Origin of the sequence: Serratia sp. PAMC26656, assembly GCF_016469055.2 — a bacterium.
Lineage (GTDB): Bacteria > Pseudomonadota > Gammaproteobacteria > Enterobacterales > Enterobacteriaceae > Serratia > Serratia plymuthica.
Genome location: NZ_CP150486.1, coordinates 788390 through 803618, shown reverse-complemented (window position 1 = coordinate 803618; position 15229 = coordinate 788390). Strand labels below are relative to the sequence as shown.

At 53.8% G+C, this 15229-nt stretch carries 12 protein-coding genes; 4 read left to right on the top strand and 8 right to left on the bottom strand.

Annotation, left to right across the window (positions count from 1 at the left end):
- Nucleotides 1–16: 16 nt before the first annotated feature.
- Genes ftsL through mraZ form a run of 3 tightly spaced genes read right to left on the bottom strand, consistent with a single transcriptional unit; the run spans nt 17 to nt 1736 of the window.
- Complete coding sequence (gene ftsL / locus JEM67_RS04310) at nt 17–337, bottom strand: cell division protein FtsL (protein ID WP_004950132.1); 321 nt, start codon at nt 335–337, stop codon at nt 17–19.
- Nucleotides 334–1275, bottom strand: a complete 942-nt coding sequence (rsmH, locus tag JEM67_RS04305) for a 16S rRNA (cytosine(1402)-N(4))-methyltransferase RsmH (protein ID WP_199638260.1) — start codon at nt 1273–1275, stop codon at nt 334–336. The genes ftsL and rsmH overlap by 4 nt, the downstream gene beginning before the upstream one ends.
- A 2-nt stretch (nt 1276–1277) precedes the next feature.
- Nucleotides 1278–1736, bottom strand: coding sequence for a division/cell wall cluster transcriptional repressor MraZ (gene mraZ / locus JEM67_RS04300; protein WP_199638258.1), 459 nt, complete (start codon nt 1734–1736; stop codon nt 1278–1280).
- A gap of 891 nt (nt 1737–2627) precedes the next feature.
- Here mraZ and JEM67_RS04295 point away from each other — a divergent pair.
- Entirely contained in the window at nt 2628–3068 is a 441-nt protein-coding gene (locus JEM67_RS04295) for an L-alanine exporter AlaE (protein WP_199638256.1), read from the top strand.
- 47 nt (nt 3069–3115) lie between these two features.
- On the opposite strand, the gene cra is transcribed toward JEM67_RS04295, so the two are convergent.
- The 5 genes from cra to leuO all read right to left on the bottom strand — a co-directional run bounded on the left by cra (nt 3116) and on the right by leuO (nt 10278).
- The gene (cra, locus tag JEM67_RS04290) at nt 3116–4120 is read right to left on the bottom strand and encodes a catabolite repressor/activator (protein WP_004950124.1); all 1005 of its coding nucleotides are present in this window, start codon (nt 4118–4120) and stop codon (nt 3116–3118) included.
- A 216-nt stretch (nt 4121–4336) separates the two neighbouring features.
- Nucleotides 4337–4828: an acetolactate synthase small subunit gene (gene ilvN / locus JEM67_RS04285; protein ID WP_004950121.1), complete on the bottom strand. Its 492-nt coding sequence runs from the start codon at nt 4826–4828 to the stop codon at nt 4337–4339.
- Between the two features lie 2 nt (nt 4829–4830).
- The gene (ilvI, locus tag JEM67_RS04280; RefSeq protein ID WP_004950120.1) at nt 4831–6549 is read right to left on the bottom strand and encodes an acetolactate synthase 3 large subunit; all 1719 of its coding nucleotides are present in this window, start codon (nt 6547–6549) and stop codon (nt 4831–4833) included.
- A 508-nt stretch (nt 6550–7057) separates the two neighbouring features.
- Nucleotides 7058–8866: an AMP-dependent synthetase/ligase gene (locus JEM67_RS04275; protein WP_199638254.1), complete on the bottom strand. Its 1809-nt coding sequence runs from the start codon at nt 8864–8866 to the stop codon at nt 7058–7060.
- A 464-nt stretch (nt 8867–9330) separates the two neighbouring features.
- Nucleotides 9331–10278 carry a transcriptional regulator LeuO gene (gene leuO / locus JEM67_RS04270; protein ID WP_199638252.1) on the bottom strand — a complete coding sequence of 316 codons (948 nt, stop codon included), beginning with the start codon at nt 10276–10278 and terminating at the stop codon, nt 9331–9333.
- Between the two features lie 876 nt (nt 10279–11154).
- On the opposite strand from leuO, the gene leuA reads away from it, so the two are divergent.
- From leuA to leuC, 3 genes are read left to right on the top strand one after another with little or no spacing between them, the layout of a single operon-like run.
- Nucleotides 11155–12729 (top strand): 2-isopropylmalate synthase, encoded by a 1575-nt coding sequence (gene leuA, locus JEM67_RS04265; protein WP_199638250.1) that lies wholly within the window; start codon nt 11155–11157, stop codon nt 12727–12729.
- 2 nt (nt 12730–12731) lie between these two features.
- Nucleotides 12732–13823: a 3-isopropylmalate dehydrogenase gene (leuB, locus tag JEM67_RS04260; protein WP_004950110.1), complete on the top strand. Its 1092-nt coding sequence runs from the start codon at nt 12732–12734 to the stop codon at nt 13821–13823.
- A 1-nt stretch (nt 13824) separates the two neighbouring features.
- Nucleotides 13825–15225: a 3-isopropylmalate dehydratase large subunit gene (gene leuC, locus JEM67_RS04255; protein ID WP_013811486.1), complete on the top strand. Its 1401-nt coding sequence runs from the start codon at nt 13825–13827 to the stop codon at nt 15223–15225.
- The last annotated feature ends 4 nt before the right edge of the window (nt 15226–15229 follow it).

The following is a 15229-nucleotide window of genomic DNA, read 5'->3' as shown; positions in this document are numbered from 1 at the left end:
ATTTAAGTTAAACTATTCATTGTTTAACGATGATATTTTCCTGCGATGGATCAACATGTTGCATCTGCAGCTTTTCGGTGGCGATACGCTCGACCCGGCTGTGGTCGCCGAGGGCGTTCTCCTCCAAAATCAGGTTGCGCCATTCAATATCCAGAGCATCCCGCTCAAGCACCAACTGCTCGCGTTCAGCGGTCAGCAGGCGAGTACGGTGTGCGGTAGTCACCACAAAAATCGCAGAAATCAGTGAAGCGACCAGTAAAATCAATGGGATCTTGGCGTTACGCAGCAGATCGCCGCCAATCACCCCAACCAAACCGTGGCGTTCATTACCAATCACGCGGGCATCCTCTCGGCAATACGCAGCACTGAACTGCGCGCGCGTGGGTTTTCCGCCACTTCATCTTGCGAAGGCATCATCTTGCCCAGCGCTTTCAGCGTACGCCCGCCCATGCCACGCAACTGCTCTTCAGTCAGCGGCAGACCTGCCGGCACCTGAGCACCGCGGCTATGGTGGCGCATAAAGCGTTTGACGATACGATCTTCCAACGAGTGGAAACTGATGATCGACAGGCGACCCTGTGGGGCCAGCACTTCCAGCGCGCCGTCCAGCGCACGCTCAATCTCTTCCAGCTCACTGTTGATATAAATACGAATGGCCTGGAAACTGCGCGTTGCCGGATGCTTGTGTTTTTCCCGGAACGGGCTGGCATTGGCGATCAGGTCAGCCAGCTCTTTGGTGCGCGTCATCGGCTCGACACGGTTTCTTTCCACGATGGCACGGGCAATGCGCTTGGCAAAACGCTCCTCGCCGAAGGTTTTCAGCACCCAGGCAATGTCGTCCGCTTCCGCTTTCAACAGCCATTCAGAGGCGGACTGGCCGCTTGATGGGTCCATGCGCATGTCCAATGGACCGTCACGCATGAAGGAGAAACCGCGTTCTGCGTCATCCAACTGCGGCGAAGAAACGCCCAAATCGAGTAAGACGCCATCAATCTTCCCCACCAATTCGCGTTCCCGCACATAGTGTGACAAATCAGAAAATGGGCCGTGTACGATGGTAAAACGAGGATCTTCAATAGACTTGGCGGCTGCAATCGCCTGTGGATCACGGTCAATTGCCAACAAACGTCCTTCCGGCCCCAGTTGGGACAGAATCAGACGAGAATGGCCACCGCGACCAAAAGTACCGTCGATATATATGCCGTTACTGCGAATATTGAGGCCATTGACCGCCTCATCCAACAGTACGGTGGTGTGTTTATAGTTTTCCAACATGCTTATAGCGACAAGTCCTGTAGCCGCTCAGACAACGGTTCCTGAGTCGACTGTTCTGCGTCAATATCATCCTTGACTTGTTGATACCAGGTCTGTTCATCCCACAGTTCAAACTTGTTGAACTGCCCGACCAGCATCACTTCTTTTGTAAGCCCGGCGTGTTGACGTAGCGTAGTAGCTAGCAACAACCGACCGGCGCTGTCCATCTGACACTCACTGGCATGCCCCAACAATAAGCGCTGAACGCGGCGCTCTGCGGGATTCATACTCGACAGACGGGATAATTTTTGTTCAATAACTTCCCATTCGGGCAAGGGGTAAAGCAGCAGGCAGGACTGATGGAGGTCAATGGTACAGACCATTTGGCCTTGCGATTGCTCGTTCAGCAAATCCCGATAACGGGTGGGTACGGCAAGCCGCCCTTTGCTGTCGAGATTAACCATCGTTGCCCCACGGAACATTCCTGAGCTACCCCTTCATGACCGTTTTCACCACTTTACACCACAAATTCCCACATAAGGGAGTTTACGGAGGGTATGAAAACCTTGTCAAGCCAGAGCGGCGGCGCTTTGGCAATATTTCTCCCGTCATTTTGGGAGCTGACTCGCGAAAGGAACGCTATTTATTCGATGAGTTAAAATTAACATCATGATAAACGGGGATAATTTTCTGAGCGGAAAGAGGGTGATTAAAAACCTGACAAATTGGCGATTAATTAACTCATTACTTCCTTCTGCAATCGATGTCTCATTTTTTAGCTCGGCAATCACAACCCTGTAACCCGCCGTAACCCGCCGTAACCCGCCGTAACCCGCACCGGTCAAGGCTCGCCGCTAACTCCCGTCGTTGGCGAAATACGGCATAAGCCATTGAGTTAATAACGCTCAACGGTTATTGCACTTCAGGTCGGGCGCTATTTTACTTCAATTAAAGCGTCAGTGATAAGCCAGATGAAAAAATAAATTACTCGGATATTACGAGGCGAGTTATTTTCGATTTAAATCAGTTTGGTAAGATTATTCTCAAAATACCTGTTTACAATTATGGTTTCATTTCCTTACATCATTTATTCCCACAATTTTTGCTGTGAAAATGCACTTTATAATGAAAATAATCGTAACTGCATGTTTTAAATCATAAAAGTAAAAAATCTCCCGTTTTAATCCCTTCACGCCAGATTCTACCGCTCTTCCTCAGGATAAAAACCGGCCAAGGGCAATAAATAAAAATATTCAACCACCCAAGAAAACCAAGACAGAGGAGTAAACTATAAAAAATGCAAAAATCAAGAATCAACAACCATAATCATATAAATTAACAGAATATTAACTAACACATAAGGAGATTACAGCATGCTTTCGCCTGTCGCTTATTGGCGCAGCGCCGCCGCCGATACTTTTGCACTGGTGGTGTACTGTTTCATCGCAGGAATGGCGATAGAAATGCTGGTTTCCGGCATGAATTTTCAGCAATCGCTCTCCTCCCGCCTGGTGTCGATCCCGGTGAATATCCTGATCGCCTGGCCCTATGGACGCTACCGCGACCTGTTTATTCGCCTTGCGAAACACTCTCATCACGGGCAATGGTTGCTGCGTAACCTCGCCGACTTGCTGGCGTATGTCAGTTTTCAATCGCCAGTGTACGCCGCCATATTGTGGAGCGTAGGCGCAGATGGACAGCAAATTATGACCGCGGTGGCCGGAAATGCCGTGGTCTCGATGGCGATGGGCGTGGTATATGGCTACTTTCTTGAATACTGCAGAAAGCTGTTCCGGGTAACCGGCTACGTATAAGGCGGGGAGACAGGCAGGAAACAGCGTCGCCGCCCCGCCTGTATTATTTATTTCCGGCTCAGACTACCGCGACGGAACAGATTGCGGCGAATACGCGTCAGGCCCGGTTTAGGCTTGCGCGGCTCATCCAGACTGGCCAGCACCAGTTCCAGTACCCGTTCAGCCACATCACGGTGGCGCTGCGCTACCGCCAGCACCGGGCACTCAAGAAAGTCCAGCAGCTCGTGATCGCCGAAGGTGGCGATCGCCAGATCGGTCGGTAAACGACCCCGCTGTTTCAACGTCACATCCATCACCCCCTGCAACAGAGAGAAAGAGGTGGTGAACAACGCCTGCGGCATCGGATGCGTTTTCAACCATTCCGCAAACAGTACGCCGGCAGCCTCGCGTTCATAGCTGTTGGCATACAGATAATCGACAGGCCGTTCGTCGCCCTCCCACGCCTGGCGGAATCCTTGCTCACGCAGGAAACTGACGGACAGCTCCGGTAACGCGCCCAGATACAGCACCGACTCCGCCGGAAAAGTGCGAAGCTCCTGCGCCAGCGCGAAGGAATCCTCTTGGTCGGCCCCTACCACGCTGATGAAATGCTCGCGATCCAGCGCCCGGTCGAGAGCGATTATCGGTAAGGGATCCTTGGCCCAGCGCTGATAGAACGGGTGCTCCGGCGGCAAAGCGGTGGAAACGATAATGGCGTCGACCTGGCGTTGCAACAGGTGTTCAATACAGCGCATTTCGTTATCCGGCTGATCTTCCGAACAGGCAATCAATAGCTGATAACCGCGCTGACGCGCCTGACGTTCCAGATAGTTGGCGATGCGGGTGTAGCTGGTGTTTTCCAGATCCGGTATCACCAGGCCGATAGAGCGAGTTCGTCCGGCGCGCAACCCTGCAGCGACGGCATTCGGGTGATAGTTATGCTCCCTGACCACAGCCATCACTTTTTCGACGGTTTTATCGCTGACACGATACTGCTTCGCTTTGCCGTTGATGACATAACTGGCCGTGGTGCGCGAAACGCCAGCGAGACGCGCGATTTCATCCAGTTTCACGTTAACCCCTTAATGACGCTGAAAATAGAAGTGAAAGCCATGCTCGGATTAACCATCGCATCCCGTGCGGTTATTCAATCCAGCCTCTGCGATCTAACAGCAGAAAACACTGCCGAGCAACCGCTTTTGCCGAAAGGTGCCAGCAAACAGACAAAAAACACCGAAAAACAAAAGGCGCAGCCATGCCGCGCCCTCAGATTATGCCAATATCACGTTTCAGCGCATGATTTTATCGCCGCGCGACACGCCGACGACGCCGGAACGCGCCACCTCGACAATTTCAGCCACTTCGCGCACTGCATTAAGAAACGCATCCAGCTTGTCGCTGGTGCCGGCCAGCTGAACGGTGTAAAGCGTCGCCGTAACATCGACAATCTGCCCACGGAAAATATCGGCGCAGCGTTTCACCTCTTCACGGCCATAACCGCTGGCCTGCAACTTCACCAGCATGATCTCGCGCTCGACATGCGCCCCCTGCACCAGCTCGCTGACGCGCAGCACATCCACCAGCTTATGCAGCTGCTTTTCGATCTGCTCCAGCACTTTCTCATCGCCGACGGTTTGGATGGTCATACGCGACAACGTGGGATCGTCGGTCGGCGCTACCGTCAGGCTTTCAATGTTGTAACCACGCTGGGAGAACAGCCCCACCACACGCGACAACGCACCGGATTCGTTTTCCAGCAATACAGATAAAATACGCCGCATGATCAGGTCCTCTCCGTTTTGCTTAACCACATTTCGTCCATGCTTCCGCCGCGGATCTGCATTGGGTAAACATGTTCGGTCTCATCGACGGTGACATCGACAAACACCAGTCGTTCTTTCTCGGCCAACGCCTGCGCCAGTTTGCTTTCCAGTTCATCCGGCGTGCGAATGGCGATGCCTACGTGACCGTAAGCCTCCGCCAGTTTGACGAAATCAGGCAGGGAATCCATATAAGACTGCGAATGGCGACCGGAGTAGATCATGTCCTGCCACTGCTTCACCATGCCCAGATAGCGGTTGTTGAGGTTCACCACTATCACCGGCAGGTTGTATTGCAACGCGGTGGAAAGCTCCTGAATGTTCATCTGGATACTGCCATCGCCGGTTACGCACACCACGGTCTCATCAGGCAACGCCAGCTTCACGCCCAGCGCAGCCGGCAGGCCGAAGCCCATGGTGCCCAGCCCACCGGAGTTGATCCAGCGGCGCGGCTTGTCGAACGGGTAGTAGAGCGCGGCGAACATCTGGTGCTGGCCCACATCGGAGGTGACGTAAGCATCCCCCTTGGTCAAACGATGCAGGGTTTCGATCACTGCCTGTGGTTTGATGGTACCGCTGTTTTTGTCATAGCCCAGACAGTCGCGCGCGCGCCACTGTTCAATGGACTGCCACCAGTCGCGCAACGCATCGAAGTCCTGCGCCTTATCGTCCTGCGCCAACAGTTCCAGCATCTGGGTCAGCACCTGTTTGGCATCGCCCACGATCGGAATATCGGCATCGACCGTCTTGGAGATCGAGGTAGGATCAATATCGATATGCAGTACGGTGGCATCCGGGCAGTATTTTGCCAGGTTGTTGGTCGTGCGATCGTCAAAACGCACGCCGACGGCGAAAATCACGTCGGAATGGTGCATGGTTTTATTGGCTTCGTAAGTGCCGTGCATGCCGAGCATGCCGACGCTCTGCCGGTGCGTACCGGGGAAGGCGCCCAGCCCCATCAGGGTGCAGGTCACCGGCAGATTCAGCTTTTCCGCCAGTTCCAGCAGTTCTGCATCGCAGGCCGAGTTGATCGCCCCGCCGCCAACGTACATAACCGGTTTTTTAGCCGCCAAAATGGTTTGCAGCGCGCGCTTTATCTGCCCGCGGTGGCCCTGCACCGTTGGGTTATAGGAGCGCATGCTCACTTCCTGCGGATAGGCGTAAGGCATTCTGACCGCCGGGCCAACGATATCTTTCGGCAGGTCGATCACGACCGGGCCAGGACGGCCGGTTGAGGCCAGATAAAAGGCTTTTTTCAGGATGCCGGGGATATCCTCGGTGCGCTTCACCAGGAAACTGTGCTTCACCACCGGACGAGAAATCCCGACCATGTCGCACTCCTGGAAGGCATCATAACCAATCAGCGAGCTTGGAACCTGGCCGGAAAGCACCACCATCGGGATGGAGTCCATATAGGCGGTCGCAATGCCGGTAATCGCATTGGTCGCGCCGGGGCCGGAGGTCACCAGCACCACGCCGACCTCACCGGTAGCGCGCGCATAGCCATCGGCCATATGCACCGCACCCTGCTCATGACGCACCAATATGTGATCGATTCCTCCGACCGTATGCAGGGCGTCGTAGATATCGAGTACCGCCCCGCCCGGATATCCGAATACATGCTTAACGCCCTGATCGATCAACGATCGGACGACCATCTCGGCTCCTGACAACATCTCCATGGGTTTGCCTCCAGGCTTACTTATTCTTGTCTGGCGCCGGAACGTAGCGCCTGTTGTGGGGTAATACCCCAAAATTTTTGTGGATTGATTATACCCTATGGATTTCAAGTTGCAGCCGGGCGGCCAGTTCGGGAGTCCCAGGCGCTTACGCAAGTCACTGGGGCGAGCGACAAATCTGTCGGGAACAGATCTGAACGCAGCTCACAGCGGCCCAGAGGCAAGGTCCACGGATGGGCCTTATAAAGCAGCCAACAACGCTGCAGCTTGAAATACAACGGGTATATAACTGCTTAACATAACGTCAGAGTATTGAGCAGGCAAACGACAAAAAGACCTAACAGTAGAGTGGTTATTGCCATGTGGCTGAGGATTGGGGGTTTACAAAAACAATGCACTAGCCGCTGGAGGATCGGGCTAGGCATTGTTTCGAGCAGATAGGGAATTACAGAACTATATCAGGCAATAATTATGCTGTTTTTTTAGCCGGCCGCACTGCCCGGCGACATCCTTAAACCTGATCCTGGTACATCGAGTCAATTTCATGCTGGTAGCGCTGTAGAATCACCTTCCGGCGCAGCTTCAGCGTTGGAGTGAGTTCACCCAACTCCATCGAAAAGGCCGCCGGCAGCAGGGTAAACTTTTTCACCTGCTCAAAGCGCGCCAGCTCTTTTTGCATGTCGCGCAGACGGCTCTCGAACATTTCTATAATGTGGCTATTGCGCAGCAGTTCAAGCCGATCCTGGTATTTCAGGTTGATGGATTTCGCATACTCTTCCAGCGACTCAAAGCTGGGTACGATCAGGGCCGATACGAATTTACGCGCATCGGCGATGATCGCCACCTGCTCGATAAAACGATCCTGAGCCAGCGTGCCTTCGAGCATCTGCGGGGCAATATATTTGCCGCCGGAGGTTTTCATCAAATCCTTCAGTCGCTCGGTAATGAACAGGTTACCTGCCTCGTCAATCGCGCCGGCGTCACCGGTTTTCAGCCAGCCGTCCCCGGTAAAAGAAGCGGCGGTTTCCAGCGGCTTATTGAAATAGCCACGCATCACGACGGGGCCACGTACCTGAATCTCGTTTTCCTCGCCAATACGCACTTCAACCCCCGGCAACGGCTTGCCGATAGAGCCAAAGCGGAAATTACCCTCTTCCCAGCAGGAGACGGTGGCGCAGGTCTCGGTCATGCCGTAACCATATTTGATATTGACGCCCATCGCCTGGAAAAACAGGATGACATTGTCGTCAAGTTTGGCGCCCGCAGCCGGCAAGAAACGCACCCTCCCGCCGAGAATGCCGCGCAGCTTGCTCAGGACCAGCTTGTCGGCCCAGCGGTGAGACAGGTTGAACAACTTACCCAGCGGCTTGCCGGCACGCTCCTGCAGGAACTTGCGTTCACCACAGACGATCGCCCAATGGAACAGCGCGCGACGCAGCCAGGGCGCACGCGCGACCTTTTCATGCACCGCGCTAAAGATTTTTTCGTAGAAGCGGGGTACCGCGCACATCAACGTCGGCCGTACCGCCGTCATGGCTTCACGCACCCAGTCAGTATTCGGCAGATACACGTTCTGCGCGCCCGAGTGCATGATGAAGAAGCTCCAGATGCGCTCAAATACGTGTGATATCGGCAGGAAGCTGAGGGAGACATCGTCTTCGTTCACCGTTAGCCGCTCATCGTGCAGATAGAGCTGCGCAGCCAGATTACGGTAATCCAGCATCACCCCTTTTGGCTCGCCGGTGGTGCCGGAAGTGTAGATCAGAGTGAACAGATCCCGCAGATCGCATTCTGCAATACGCTCCCGTCGTTGAGGTTCAAAGGCATCAACATCGGCCCCGCGCTCAAAGGCGCTCAGATGCAGGGCAATATCGCACCCACGCAGATCGGCTGCGTCATCGAACACGATGATATGGTTCAACTGCGGGCATACGCCGCGCAGCGCAATGGCTGCATCCAACTGCGCCTGCTCGCCGACTAACAGGATGCGAATATCCGCATCATTAATAATAAATGCTGCCTGGGCGGGCGTGTTGGTGGCATACAAGGGTACACTCACCGCCCGAAGTTGCAGGATAGCCAAATCCGCCAGCGACCAAGCCATGCAGTTATTGGCAAAAATCGCGATGCGCTCCTGCACTTCAGACCCCAACGCCAGCAGCGCGCTGGCGATGCGGTTAATGTGGACGTCGGCCTGTCCCCAGGTCAGCTGTGTCTCGCCATCAGGAGACCATTGGCGAAAAGCTGTGCGATCGGCACGATGGGAAATTTGGTGCTGTATACGATGAGTCAGATGGTATTGCAGCAGATTATTGATCATAGCGCTCTAAGCCTGAAATGAATCAAACAGTTAACCTCGAACAGAGCCTCTTGCCCTGAATCTCAGCTTACACGTGTTTACTTTTTTTCGCGCAGTCTACCTACTCTCAGGCAGCGGGAAAAGGGTTTTCAGCGTAGAAGTGTGAGCCAAAATGCAGACTAACTTCACCACACCCTCCGGTTGGACAAAGCAGCGCTGAAAAGGTTTTATGTCGGGGACAAAATGCGGCCCCTGCGGGCCGTCCATTCAAATCAGTTTAAAACACCAGTAAAAATTAAAAAATCAGAATATAAATTCATGTTGATTATTTTTCATAAAATAATCATAACAGCTATGGAAAAGTTATTTTCTCGCCAAAAACCCAGAAACATCTTAATAAAAACCAAGATAGTTCTTAGCTTTTTATCATGAAAAAAACCACTCATATAAATAGTATCTTTCTTCAGGGAGAGTATTCCATGGATTTACTCTGGATTGCCCGCCTCAGTCAGAACGGATTTCATCCATTGATGCCCTTTATCGCGTTCGGACGATTCGTGCCAGGAAAGATAACATGTCGCTTTATTGTCTTGCGCACATAAAGGCACTGCTTTTATCTTCAATGAAGTGGCCTGTTGCCGTACCAGCCATGCCGGAGCAATAGCCACCATTTCCGTCTGGGATACCATATTTAACACGCTATATAAATCGGTGCACTGCTGAGTCACTGCGCGCTGCATGGTTTCTTCGATATAATAAGGCTTGCTGAAAGATCCAAAGCTTTCCAGCGAGACCACGGCATGTTGCTCGGATAAAGCTTGCTCCGGTGTCAGACCCGCAGTTATTCTCGGGTGCGCCTGCGCGACTGCCAGCACCAGCTCATCGTCGAACAACGCCAAACTGCGAAACTCCGCCGACTCAAATCGGCTGTAGCCAATAACGAACTCAACATCCTGATAACGCAATTGATGCTCAATATTATTGTTAATGTATGACTTAACTTGCAAATTAAGCTGTGGAGCTATCTGTTTGACGTGGTTGATTATCTTGGCTCCCAACCGTAAATCGAGCGGACTGCAGAGGGATAGCGAGAAAGCCCGAGTACTGGTAAGCGGTTCGAACTCTGAGCCAGGCAGTTCATTTTGCACCAATTGCAGCGCCTGACGTACCGGCCCGAATAACTGTCTGGCCCGCATCGTGGGCTGGATCCCCCGCCCGCTGCGCACAAACAGCTCATCTTTGAACATTACCTTCAGGCGCGCAACCGCGTTGCTCACCGCCGGTTGCGACATCCCTAATGAAGTAGCGGCTCGCGTAATATTCTGCATTTGCATCACGGCGTCAAAAACAGTCAGCAAATTAAGATCGACGCTGCGCAAATGAATGTCCGCAGGCTCTTTAACCATGGCAACTTCTGAATCATATTCAGCCATATATCACTCCACTAAATCCTGTGTAGATAATCTTATCGCTGTGCAAGACAAACAATGTGAAACCGTATTGTTTTATTCCCACAAGAAAAGATCAGTTATTCCTTCAATCAAACGACAGAAACCCTTGCTATACCGCCGTGGCGAAAACCGCATATGAGGTGCGTACCAGAGACTTCCACCATTACGGGGAAGAACGGCGCCAATACAGTACTAATAAATAGGTAGATGAAATAATGAATACTGTTTAGCAGCAAAGTTTCGATTATAAGCCAGGCGATAAAAACATATCACAACCGTCTAAAATAGACGTTTAGCTCATGCAAAAAGGCACCATCTTGTTATCTTGCCCTTCCACCAATAGATAAATTATATGTATTTAAATGAAACCATTTACAAAAAAAATGGTATGCACTTCGTCCTCCAGTTGTCAGATATCTTTATCGCTTCAATACAAATTTTAACCCAATGAGATGCAGAAGCAATTGCCGCCGCATATATTCGATTAATTTATGCTAAGCAATGCGCAAAACTTCCCCTTCGTTTCCGCTAACCCTACTCATTTTTACCGAATTATCCTCTGCGACCACTTTTACCCAATTTCCTGACAAGGGGTTCGTCCCCTATTCAATCAGATGTTGACATCGCCAGGCCAATAACGTATCAAATTAGGAACGACACAATTTTAAGAGAAGCTGAACCCTCATGATCCGTACTCACCGTCTACTAAGCCTACTACTTAACGCATCTTCTTTGCGCGGTATGCTGGTGGACGGAGTTCAGAGCTGATTCAGTCCCTCACTCATAACAAACCCGCGCTAGTGCGCGGGTTTTTTTTTACCCGCTTAGCGTGAAATAAACACGATAAGGAACGCCCTGATGAGCCAACAAGTCATTATTTTCGATACCACGCTGCGTGATGGTGAACAAGCGCTGCAAGCCAGTCTGAGCGTAAAAGAGAAGATTCAGATAGCCATGGCACTGGAGAGAATGGGCGTCGACGTAATGGAAGTCGGTTTCCCGGTCTCCTCTCCGGGTGATTTTGAATCGGTGCAGACCATCGCCCGTCAGATCAAAAACAGCCGCGTATGTGGCCTGGCCCGCTGCGTAGATAACGATATCGACGTCGCCGCCGAAGCGCTGCGCGTTGCCGAAGCCTTCCGTATTCACGTGTTCCTGGCTACATCGACCCTGCACATTGAATCCAAGTTGAAGCGCTCTTTCGATGAAGTGCTGGAGATGGCGGTACGCTCGGTGAAGCGCGCCCGCAATTACACCGACGACGTGGAGTTCTCTTGCGAAGACGCAGGCCGGACGCCAATCGATAATCTGTGCCGCGTAGTGGAAGCCGCCATCAACGCCGGCGCCACCACCATCAATATCCCGGACACCGTCGGCTACACCACGCCGAACCAGTTCGGCGGCATCATCACCACCCTGTATGACCGCGTACCGAACATTGATAAAGCCATTATTTCAGTCCACTGCCACAACGATCTGGGCATGGCGGTCGGTAACTCCATCGCCGCCGTACAGGCAGGCGCTCGTCAGGTTGAAGGCACGCTGAACGGCATCGGTGAACGCGCCGGCAATACCTCGCTGGAAGAAGTGATCATGGCGATCAAAGTGCGCCAGGACATCATGAACGTGCACACCAACATTAATCACCAGGAAATCTTCCGCACCAGCCAGTTGGTCAGCCAACTGTGCAACATGCCGATTCCTGCCAACAAAGCGATCGTGGGTTCCAATGCCTTCGCCCACTCCTCCGGCATTCATCAGGACGGCGTGCTGAAGAACCGTGAAAACTACGAAATCATGTCGCCGCAGACCATAGGTCTGAAAGACGTGCAGTTGAACCTGACCTCCCGTTCCGGCCGCGCTGCGGTAAAACACCGCATGGAAGAGATGGGCTATAAGGAACAGGACTACAATCTGGACACCCTGTACACGGCGTTCTTGAAACTGGCCGACAAGAAAGGCCAGGTATTCGATTACGATCTGGAGGCTTTAGCCTTCATTAACAAGCAGCAGGAAGAGCCGGAGCATTACAGCCTGGGCTATTTCAGCGTGCAGTCCGGCACCAACATTATGGCCACCGCCTCGGTGAAACTGATCTGCGGCGATGAAGAAAAAGCCGAAGCAGCTACCGGCAACGGCCCGGTCGACGCGGTTTATCAGGCCATCAATCGTATTACCGACTATCCGATCGAATTAGTGAAGTATCAACTGACCGCCAAAGGCCAGGGCCGCGACGCGCTGGGCCAGGTTGATATCGTGGTGTCCTACAACGGCCGCCGCTTCCACGGCGTGGGTCTGGCGACCGACATCGTGGAATCCTCCGCCAAGGCGATGGTTCACGTATTGAATAATATTTGGCGCTCCCAGCAGGTAGAAAAAGAAAAACAGCGTCTGCAGCAAAGCAAACATCAAAATAATCAGGAAACGGTGTGAACATGACGAAGACTTACCATATTGCCGTCTTGCCCGGAGACGGAATCGGCCCGGAAGTAATGGCTCAGGCGCACAAGGTGCTGGACGCAGTGCGTCAGCGCTTTGATATCCGCATCACCACCAGCGAATACGACGTCGGTGGCATTGCCATCGATCGCCACGGCAGCCCGTTGCCGCAGGCCACACTCAGCGGGTGCGAGCAGGCCGATGCGATCCTGTTCGGTTCGGTGGGCGGCCCGAAATGGGAACACCTGCCACCGGCAGAACAGCCTGAGCGCGGTGCATTGCTGCCGTTACGCAAGCACTTCAAACTGTTCAGTAACCTGCGTCCAGCCCGCCTGTACCAGGGTTTGGAAGAATTTTGTCCGCTGCGCGCCGATATCGCCGCCCGTGGCTTTGACATCCTGTGCGTGCGTGAGTTGACCGGCGGTATCTACTTCGGTCAACCGAAAGGCCGTGAAGGCCAGGGCATGCAGGAACGCGCTTTTGATACCGAGGTGTATCACCGCTTCGAGATCGAACGCATTGCGCGCATCGCCTTTGAGTCCGCGCGTAAACGCCGTAACAAAGTGACCTCTATCGATAAGGCCAACGTGCTGCAAAGCTCCATTCTGTGGCGCGAAGTGGTGAACCAGGTTGCCAAAGACTATCCGGACGTGTCGCTGTCGCACATGTACATCGACAACGCCACCATGCAGCTGATTAAAGACCCGTCGCAGTTCGACGTGTTGCTGTGTTCCAACCTGTTCGGCGATATCTTGTCCGACGAATGCGCGATGATCACCGGTTCGATGGGCATGTTGCCTTCTGCCAGCCTGAACGAACAGGGCTTTGGTCTGTATGAGCCTGCGGGCGGTTCTGCGCCGGATATCGCGGGTAAAGGCATCGCCAACCCGATCGCCCAGATCCTGTCCGCCACCCTGTTGCTGCGTTACAGCCTGGGGGCCTCTGAGGCGGCCGACGCCATTGAACGCGCCATCAACCAGGCGCTGGAACAAGGTTACCGCACCGCCGATCTGGCCGGTGAGGGCAAAGCCATCAGCACCGATGAAATGGGTGACATCATCGCCCGCTTTGTAGCTCAGGGGGCATAACATGTCGAAAACGTTATATCAGAAATTATACGATGCCCACGTGGTGTACGAAGCGCCAAACGAAACGCCGCTGTTGTATATCGATCGCCATCTGGTGCACGAAGTCACTTCTCCGCAGGCGTTCGACGGTCTGCGCGCCATGGGCCGCAAAGTACGCCAGCCGGGCAAGACCTTTGCCACCATGGACCACAACGTGTCCACCCAGACCAAAGACATTAATGCCAGCGGCGAGATGGCCCGCATTCAGATGCAGGAACTGATCAAGAACTGCGCTGAGTTCGGCGTTTCGCTGTACGACCTGAACCACCCCTTCCAGGGCATCGTGCACGTTATCGGCCCAGAGCAGGGCATGACGCTGCCGGGCATGACCATCGTCTGTGGCGACTCCCATACCGCCACCCACGGCGCCTTCGGATCGCTGGCTTTTGGGATCGGTACTTCGGAAGTGGAGCACGTGCTGGCGACCCAGACCCTGAAACAGGGCCGCGCCAAGACCATGAAAATTGAAGTGACCGGCGTCGCTGCGGAAGGCATCACCGCCAAGGACATCGTGCTGGCGGTGATCGGTAAAACCGGCAGTGCCGGCGGCACCGGCCACGTGGTGGAGTTCTGTGGCAAGGCGATTGAAGCGCTGAGCATGGAAGGCCGCATGACGCTGTGCAACATGGCGATCGAAATGGGCGCCAAAGCGGGCCTGGTCGCGCCGGACGACACCACCTTTGATTATCTGAAAGGCCGTCAGTTTGCGCCTACCGGCGAGAGTTGGGAACAAGGCGTCGCTTACTGGCGCACGCTGAAATCCGACGACGATGCCAAATTCGACGCCGTAGTAACCCTGCGCGCCGAAGACATCGCGCCACAGGTGACCTGGGGCACCAACCCAGGGCAAGTGATCGCCGTCAATCAGGCGATCCCGGCACCGGAATCCTTTAGCGATCCGGTCGAACGCGCCTCGGCCGAGAAGGCGTTGGCCTATATGGATCTGAAACCGGGCATCAAGCTGACGGAAGTGCCGATCGACAAAGTGTTTATCGGTTCTTGTACCAACTCGCGCATCGAAGATCTGCGTGCGGCGGCGGCGATTGCCAAAGGGCGTAAAGTCGCCAACGGCGTTCAGGCCATCGTGGTGCCTGGCTCCGGCCCGGTAAAAGCGCAGGCGGAAGCCGAAGGTCTGGACAAGATTTTTATTGAAGCCGGTTTTGAATGGCGTTTGCCGGGCTGCTCCATGTGCCTGGCGATGAACAACGACCGCCTGAATCCGGGCGAACGCTGCGCATCCACCAGCAACCGTAACTTCGAAGGGCGTCAGGGCCGCGGTGGGCGCACCCACCTGGTCAGTCCGGCAATGGCTGCCGCCGCCGCCGTTGCCGGCCATTTCGCCGATATCCGTGATATTCATTAAGGGG

Excerpts from the sequence above, each read along its gene's own strand:
- rsmH (WP_199638260.1), bottom strand. The coding sequence starts at position 1,275 with ATGTTGGAAAACTATAAACACACCACCGTACTGTTGGATGAGGCGGTC.
- mraZ (WP_199638258.1), bottom strand. The coding sequence starts at position 1,736 with ATGTTCCGTGGGGCAACGATGGTTAATCTCGACAGCAAAGGGCGGCTT.
- JEM67_RS04295 (WP_199638256.1), top strand. The coding sequence starts at position 2,628 with ATGCTTTCGCCTGTCGCTTATTGGCGCAGCGCCGCCGCCGATACTTTT.
- ilvN (WP_004950121.1), bottom strand. The coding sequence starts at position 4,828 with ATGCGGCGTATTTTATCTGTATTGCTGGAAAACGAATCCGGTGCGTTG.
- ilvI (WP_004950120.1), bottom strand. The coding sequence starts at position 6,549 with ATGGAGATGTTGTCAGGAGCCGAGATGGTCGTCCGATCGTTGATCGAT.
- JEM67_RS04275 (WP_199638254.1), bottom strand. The coding sequence starts at position 8,866 with ATGATCAATAATCTGCTGCAATACCATCTGACTCATCGTATACAGCAC.
- leuO (WP_199638252.1), bottom strand. The coding sequence starts at position 10,278 with ATGGCTGAATATGATTCAGAAGTTGCCATGGTTAAAGAGCCTGCGGAC.
- leuA (WP_199638250.1), top strand. The coding sequence starts at position 11,155 with ATGAGCCAACAAGTCATTATTTTCGATACCACGCTGCGTGATGGTGAA.
- leuB (WP_004950110.1), top strand. The coding sequence starts at position 12,732 with ATGACGAAGACTTACCATATTGCCGTCTTGCCCGGAGACGGAATCGGC.
- leuC (WP_013811486.1), top strand. The coding sequence starts at position 13,825 with ATGTCGAAAACGTTATATCAGAAATTATACGATGCCCACGTGGTGTAC.